This window comes from Pseudomonas fluorescens, from assembly GCF_902497785.1.
GTDB lineage: Bacteria > Pseudomonadota > Gammaproteobacteria > Pseudomonadales > Pseudomonadaceae > Aquipseudomonas > Aquipseudomonas fluorescens_BO.
In genome coordinates this window covers 1-2,665 of record NZ_CABVHK010000044.1, presented here as the reverse complement: position 1 = coordinate 2,665, position 2,665 = coordinate 1, and the positions used below count along the sequence as shown (strand labels likewise).

Annotated in this window: 3 protein-coding genes and 1 pseudogene; 2 read left to right on the top strand and 2 right to left on the bottom strand. The window is 61.0% G+C overall.

Going from position 1 to position 2,665, the window contains the following annotated elements; translation table 11 throughout:
- Both F8N62_RS31140 and F8N62_RS31135 read right to left on the bottom strand, forming a co-directional pair.
- Positions 1–201: pseudogene (locus tag F8N62_RS31140) on the bottom strand (NADPH quinone reductase MdaB); the annotation flags it as partial.
- Between the two features lie 187 nt (positions 202–388).
- Complete coding sequence (locus F8N62_RS31135) at positions 389–1,153, bottom strand: sulfite exporter TauE/SafE family protein (RefSeq protein ID WP_150713389.1); 765 nt, start codon at positions 1,151–1,153, stop codon at positions 389–391.
- 138 nt (positions 1,154–1,291) lie between these two features.
- On the opposite strand from F8N62_RS31135, the gene F8N62_RS31130 reads away from it, so the two are divergent.
- Together F8N62_RS31130 and F8N62_RS31125 are read left to right on the top strand one after the other, a co-directional pair.
- Positions 1,292–2,176 (top strand): LysR substrate-binding domain-containing protein, encoded by an 885-nt coding sequence (locus F8N62_RS31130; protein ID WP_150713390.1) that lies wholly within the window; start codon positions 1,292–1,294, stop codon positions 2,174–2,176.
- A gap of 116 nt (positions 2,177–2,292) precedes the next feature.
- The gene (locus F8N62_RS31125) at positions 2,293–2,637 is read left to right on the top strand and encodes a cupin domain-containing protein (RefSeq protein WP_008024653.1); all 345 of its coding nucleotides are present in this window, start codon (positions 2,293–2,295) and stop codon (positions 2,635–2,637) included.
- Positions 2,638–2,665 lie beyond the last annotated feature (28 nt).

Below are 2,665 nucleotides of genomic sequence, written 5' to 3'. Positions count from 1 at the left end.
CATTTGATAAATGATCACGTCGGCCCACAGAAATTTGGCGACCTCATCGGCGACGTCGTAACCCTCGTCGATGAACGTGGTTTTCACGTCAACGCCACCGCGATCCAGCACGCTCAGCGCGGCTTCGTGCAGGGTGGCGTTATAGCGGCCATCGGAGTGAGCAAACTTTTTACCGCCATTGAGCAACAGGACTTTTTTCATGGAAATCTCGCAAGGGTCAGAATCTGGATGGCGGCAGATTAACGACCGGCCTCGCGCGGAGTAAGCCATGAATACGCAAAATACATTTGATCTATACGCACGAATAGACAGTCGATTGTTGCCATAGACTTGCGTCCACTGTGCAGTTGAGGAGGTTTTTGCCTCGAGATGATCAGCCCGTCATCCGCTACCCGCTGACCAGCAAGTGGCCGCCGAGTAAACCGAGGCCGATGAAGAACACGCGTTTGAACAGCACGGCGCTGATCCGCTGGCGCAGCCACTGCCCGAGCAACATACCGAGGACCGCCGGAATCAGCGCCAGCATTGAAGCACTCAACTCGCCACCGCCCAGCGAGCCGCGCCATAACAGACCGGCGGCGAGTGCGAGGGTCGACACGGTGAACGACAGGCCCAGCGCCTGCACCAGTTCATCCTTGCTCAAACCCAGCGCTTGCAGGTACGGCACCGCTGGAATCACGAACACGCCGGTGGCGGAAGTGATGATGCCGGTCAACACGCCACATAACGGACCGAGCCAACCCTCGTTCTGCTCGCTGACGCGTAAGGTCGGCAGGAACAGCCCGCTCAGCGCGTAGATCAACAACGCCGCGCCCAAACCCCGCACCACCCAATGCCCGCCCGCCATGCCGAGCCACACCGTGCCGGCGCCGGTGCCGAGGAAGATCGCCAGTAGCATCGGCCACAGCCGTTTGGCCAGCCCGCGCAAATGCCCGCCGAATGCCAGTTGCCAGACATTGGTCACGGTCGCGGGAATGATCAGTAACGCCGCAGCCTGCGACGGCGCCATAGCCAGACCGAGCAGGCCCATGGCGATGGTCGGCAGGCCGAGGCCGATAACGCCTTTGATCATGCCGGCCAGCAGGAAGGTGGCGATGACCATCAGGGACAGGGCAAGCCCGAGGTTTTGGTAGAACGCGGCGAGTGAATTCATGGGGTCATTCTGGGGCTGGATTGGCCTGGTGAAAATCTGCCATATACTGAGGGTGCCTCTTGTTTGGCAATAGGCTGACAACTTTGTCGTTCCGACGAAGGCGTCCGCCCAGACAACACTTACTTGAAGACTGGTGTAATGCACTTCGACCTGACCGACCTGCGCCTCTACCTGAACATCCTCGACACCGGCAACATCACCGCCGGCGCCGCGCGCAGCCATCTGTCCCTGGCGGCAGCGAGTGCACGCATCCGCGCAATGGAATCTTCGCTCGGCATCGAGTTCCTCGAGCGCGGCCGTCGCGGCGTCACGCCCACGCCTGCCGGAAAAGCCCTGGCGCGACACGCGCGGCTCCTGCTGCAACACGCCGAACGCATGCAGCAGGACCTGGCCGAGTATGCGCAAGGCGTCAAAGGTCAGGTGCGTTTGTTGTGCAACACCACGGCGATCACCGAATACCTTCCCGAGTTGCTCGCCGATTTCCTGCGCAGCCACCCCAACCTCGACATCGACCTGCAAGAACTGCCCAGCGCGCGCATCACTCATGCCTTGCGCCAAGGCGCGGCGGACTTGGGGCTGGTGTCCGACGCCGTGAACACCGATGACCTGCAGACCCGCCCGTTTCGCGACGATCCGCTGGTGCTGATCATGCCCCGCGACCATCCATTGGCCGTTGCGCCCTCGGTCAGTTTCAGCGATACCTTGCCCCACGACTACGTCGGGCTCAACGCGAACAGCGCGTTGGCGGTGCACCTTGAAGAGCAGGCGCTGCAAACCGGCTCACGCATGCAGATCCGCATCCGCGCCGACGGCTTCGACGGCGTGATGCGCATGGTCGCTCGAGGTGCCGGGCTGGCGATCGTGCCGCTGGCGGCCGTGGAGCGCTGGCCGGGCGAAAGTCCTTTCAAGAGCCTCGCCCTGCAAGAACCCTGGGCCCGGCGCAAACTGTTGCTGTGTGCCCGGGATTTTGCGGCGTTACCCGGTTATGCCAACGCCTTGCTGAACGCCTTGATGCTTCCCTGAGGGGCAGACTTCAGCTTCGCGCGCTTCTGGACACTTCGATGTCGAGTTCAGACAACTGACCGATGCAAGGGCGCTATAGGGTGCGACTTCAGTTCTCCCTCACGCCCGGAGTCATCATGTCCGCACCGATTACCGTTCTTCGCGACACTCACCCGCTGCCAGTGCTCGACGCCTGCAAATGGGAAAAACTCGAAGGCGATCCGCACACGGTCAACCTCAACGCCTACACCAGCGAAGACGGCAGCAAGATCATGGGCACCTGGATCTGCACGCCGGGCAAGTGGTATGTGGAATACGTGAAGTGGGAATACTGCGATTTCCGCGAGGGGTATTGCATCATCACCCCCGAAGGAAAGGAGCCGATCCACCTGCGTGCCGGTGATATTTTCGTCATCGAGCCGGGGATGAAAGGTACGTGGGAAGTGGTTGAGACCGTGCGCAAGTATTTTGTGTTTGCCTGAAAAAGCAAAAGATCGCAGCCTTCGGCAG